Below are 3,835 nucleotides of genomic sequence, written 5' to 3' on the forward strand. Positions count from 1 at the left end.
TCCCGATGGGCACCGCCACCGACCGCCGCGGCCCCGAACTCGGCCTCACCCGCGCCGAACAGGACGCCTACGCCCTGCAGTCCCACCGGCGCGCCGCCGAGGCGCAGCGGGCCGGCCGCCTCGACGCCGAGATCGCCCCGATCCCCGTACCCCGGCGCAAGGGCGACCCGGTGCTGGTGACCACCGACGAAGGCGTCCGCGCCGACAGCACCCCCGAGCAACTCGCCCGCCTCGCCCCCTCCTTCGACCCCGACGGCACCATCACCGCCGCCAGCTCCTCGCCGCTCTCCGACGGCGCCTGCGCACTCGTCGTCACCAGCAAGCGCAAGGCCGCCGAACTCGGCCTCGACTGGCTCGCCGAGATCGGCCCGCACGCCAGCGTCGCCGGACCCGACACCTCCCTGCACTCCCAGCCCAGCCGGGCGATCCGACGACTGCTGGACAAGGCCGGACTCGACATCACCGACCTCGACCTGATCGAGATCAACGAGGCGTTCTCCGCCGTCGCCCTGCAATCCATGCGGGACCTCGGAATCGACTCCACCCGGGTCAACACCGACGGCGGCGCCCTCGCCCTCGGCCACCCCATCGGCATGTCCGGCGCCCGCCTGGTGCTCCACCTCGCCCACGCCCTCAAGCAGCGCGGCGGCGGCACCGGCGCAGCCGCGCTCTGCGGCGGCGGCGGCCAGGGCGACGCGCTGCTGCTCACGGTGCCCCGCTGACGCTCATGCCGCCGGGCGGCCCGGCGCCGGACGACGTACGCGGCCGCGCCGGTCAGCCGGGTCAGCCGGGTCAGCCGGTGCTGCCGAGCCGGGCGGTCCACGCCTCGCGCCAGGCCATGGCGTCGCGGATGCCGTCGGCGAGGCCGAGCCGGGGCCGCCAGCCCAGCAGGGTGCGGGCGGTGTCGCCGGTGGTGTAGCAGCCGATCACGTCCCCGGGGCGCGGCCCGGCCTCGCGCACGTCGATCGGACCGACGACCTCCTGGAACGCGGCGACGAGCTCGCGCACGGTGGTGCCGGAGCCGGTGCCGACGTTGACGACCCGGTAGCGCTCCTCGGCCCCGGGAGCGACCGCGTCGTCGAAGCGCACCAGTGCGGCGACGTGCGCGGCCGCGAGGTCCCAGACGTGCACGTAGTCGCGGATGCCGGAACCGTCCCGGGTCTCCCAGCCGGTGCCCGTGACGGTGAACGGCCGACCGGTCTCGTACGCCTCGATGAGCTTGCCCAGCGCGTGCGTCGGATTGAGGTCCTGCAACCCGCTGCGCAGCTCCGGGTCGGCACCGACGGGATTGAAGTAGCGCAGCACGATGACGCGCTGGTTATCGGCGCCGTCACCGCGGGTCCAGTCCTGGAGGACCTGCTCCATCATCTGCTTGGTACGGGCGTAGGGGCTGGAGGCGTCCACAGGGCTGGCCTCGGTGACGCGGGCGTCCGGCGCGGGCGCGTAGACGGAGGCCGAGGAGGAGAAGACCACCCGGGTGCAACCGTTGCGCTGGAGCGCCTCCAGCAGCTCGATGGTCTTGCCGACGTTCTCGCGGTAGTAGTGCAGCGGAGCGGCCACGGACTTCGGAACGACGATCTTCGCGGCGCAGTGCACCACGGCGTGGATGTCAGGATGCTCGGCGAAGACACGGTCGAGCAGTTGGTGATCGGCGATGTCCCCCTGGTAGAAGGCCCGGCCGTGCAGGAACTCACGCCGCCCCTTGGACAGGTCGTCCAGGACCACGGGGACGTGCCCCTCGTCCTGGAGGGCGGAGGCGACGGTGGCTCCGATGTACCCGGCGCCGCCGGTGATCAGGATCTTCACGGGGATGCTCCTCTTCTGACAACCGCCCACCACCGGGCAGCCAGTCCGACCAAGACGCACACGATCAGCACGCCCTGCCAGGAACGACGCACCGGAGCGCTACGCAGATTCGGCAGCGGGCCGAACTCCGGCGAGGTCTCCGGCGACCAACGCGCCGGGGCCATGCTGAGACCGCGGCCGCCCTGGAGGGCTTGGCCATGGCAGAGCAATCCCCGCGAGCGCGGGGCCGAGGACGTCAAGGCGCAGTACCGGCAGAGCGGCTGGGAGCAACCCCCGCGAGCGCGGGGCCGAGGGGCAGGTGGGGACTCGCACCCCTGGCCCCGCCGAGCAACCCCCGCGAGCGCGGGGCCGAGGGGCCGCCGGGCACTGGGTCGTGGAAGCCGACAGAGCAACCCCCGCGAGCGCGGGGCCGAGGCTCGGTGAGCTGGGCGGGAACGGCACCGCGCAGGAGCAACCCCCGCGAGCGCGGGGCCGAGGCTTGGTGAGCTGGGGTGATGTGGGTCAGAAGACGGTGTTTTTGTCGGTCCGGAGTTCCGTGAGCGATCGAGGCCGTAGCTGTCGGTGGGACATCTGGTGCGAGCCTTCGGGCTGCGGGAAAGGGCGGTGCGGAATCTTCCAGGCGTACATCAGTGCCAATGCGATACACCTGACGTCCCGTCGGTTGTAGCCCGTCGCCTTGCGGATCTCGCTGATCGCCCCCTCCCAGTCCCGTTCCTGGATGAGCGCACGAGCACGCTCTTGAGCAGGTCGGGGCAGAGGAAGGCTCAGCGCCTGGGCGATGTCGGGATCCCAGTTCTGCTTCTGTGCACGCCAGGACCGCAGCATCGGCCCGATCGGCGATCTCATTGCGTCTCCCTCCCGAGCCCGTAGCGGCCTGCGTCAGTCGCTCCTAGTGAGGATACGGATCAGTAGAGGCAGAACGAGGCCCGACCTCGCCGGAGCTCGGGGCCGACAGTGACGGTGGCGAACGAGTCTATCGGCGCGGGCTCCTGCTCGACGAACGTCCTTGGCCCGCACGGACGTGGGCGTAGAAGCATCGATACATACACGGCCGTCTTGGCAACCTGCGCCCGGACAAAGGGCTTTCGTCCACCGCGTGCCAGTACGTGGAGCGGGCCTGTCGACCTGGATCCCGCAGCCCGGGCAGCGGACGGCCAGACCGCATGCGACGGTCTCGGCCAGCGCGAGGTCCGACCCGGCGGACACCCAACCCCTCCATCTGAACGGACAACAGCTGGGGCCTCTCCGCTGCTGCATCGGCGTTGGCCAAGTCAACCTCAACGAACAAGGCTGGACTGCCCGTACTGCCGGCCCAGACCATTGGACGCCTGTTGATTTCGACGGACTGATACTTTCCGCCCGCCCAACCCGATAACATCGCAGCTCACCAAGCCTCGGCCCCGCGCTCGCGGGGGTTGCTCCGAGGCGCTGGTACTGCTGGAGGCGCTGCGCGACTCGGCCCCGCGCTCGCGGGGGTTGCTCGAGGATCGCCGGGTCCTCGGTGCCGGTGGAGCTCTCGGCCCCGCGCTCGCGGGGGTTGCTCCTGGGCGTTCAACCTCGGCGCCTCGATCACCTGCTCGGCCCCGCGCTCGCGGGGAGCCCATCGGACAGCGGCTGCTCCGCGGGCCGCCCCACCGCCCCCGACCCCGCGTCAACAGCCGTACGCGGCGCGCCGATAACGGTTGGACGCCCGCGTGTGCCGGCCGGAGACTGTGTGTGGTGACGACCCAGACGGACTGCGCCCCGGAGCTGTACCCCGGCACCTCGACGGACCTGCCCGCCCTGCGACGGCAGTTGGCCGTGCTGCACGGAGGCAAGGTGACCTCGGTGCACGTGCCCAGCGAGAGCGAGGGCCGGTTCGCCCTGCTGCTCGCTCTCACGTACCGCCGGCCGAACGGCCGGAGCGGGCTCGCGTACCGCTGGCTGTCCGTCGGTGCCGTCTGGCGCCTGGACCGCACCGGTCCGGGGGAGCCGGTGGTGGCCGCTGCCTCCGGCGACGCCGTTCCGCGGCTCGCGGCCGACCTGCGGG

Annotated in this window: 3 protein-coding genes, 1 pseudogene and 2 CRISPR repeat arrays; of the genes and pseudogenes, 2 read left to right on the forward strand and 2 right to left on the reverse strand. The window is 72.0% G+C overall.

Going from position 1 to position 3,835, the window contains the following annotated elements; genetic code table 11:
• Positions 1-722: acetyl-CoA C-acyltransferase (locus ACFUEL_RS36665; RefSeq protein ID WP_380242061.1), on the forward strand; the 722-nt coding region annotated here is incomplete at its 5' end.
• A 70-nt stretch (positions 723-792) separates the two neighbouring features.
• Here the strand turns inward: ACFUEL_RS36665 and galE are convergent.
• Both galE and ACFUEL_RS36675 read right to left on the reverse strand, forming a co-directional pair.
• Positions 793-1,806, reverse strand: a complete 1,014-nt coding sequence (galE, locus tag ACFUEL_RS36670; protein ID WP_380242063.1) for a UDP-glucose 4-epimerase GalE — start codon at positions 1,804-1,806, stop codon at positions 793-795.
• A 203-nt stretch (positions 1,807-2,009) separates the two neighbouring features.
• Positions 2,010-2,283: direct repeats of the CRISPR family, unit length 29 nt; unit sequence GAGCAACCCCCGCGAGCGCGGGGCCGAGG.
• Between the two features lie 24 nt (positions 2,284-2,307).
• The gene (locus ACFUEL_RS36675; RefSeq protein ID WP_380242065.1) at positions 2,308-2,652 is read right to left on the reverse strand and encodes a hypothetical protein; all 345 of its coding nucleotides are present in this window, start codon (positions 2,650-2,652) and stop codon (positions 2,308-2,310) included.
• 547 nt (positions 2,653-3,199) lie between these two features.
• A CRISPR array of direct repeats spans positions 3,200-3,411; the repeat unit is 29 nt; unit sequence CTCGGCCCCGCGCTCGCGGGGGTTGCTCC.
• Between the two features lie 114 nt (positions 3,412-3,525).
• Here ACFUEL_RS36675 and ACFUEL_RS36680 point away from each other — a divergent pair.
• A pseudogene (locus ACFUEL_RS36680) lies at positions 3,526-3,835 on the forward strand (hypothetical protein); the annotation flags it as partial.

It is taken from the genome of Kitasatospora sp. NPDC057198, from assembly GCF_042670125.1.
GTDB lineage: Bacteria > Actinomycetota > Actinomycetes > Streptomycetales > Streptomycetaceae > Kitasatospora.

What these genes read in the sequence shown, in the direction of transcription:
- ACFUEL_RS36675 (WP_380242065.1), bottom strand. Translation starts at nt 2,652, where the DNA reads ATGAGATCGCCGATCGGGCCGATGCTGCGGTCCTGGCGTGCACAGAAG.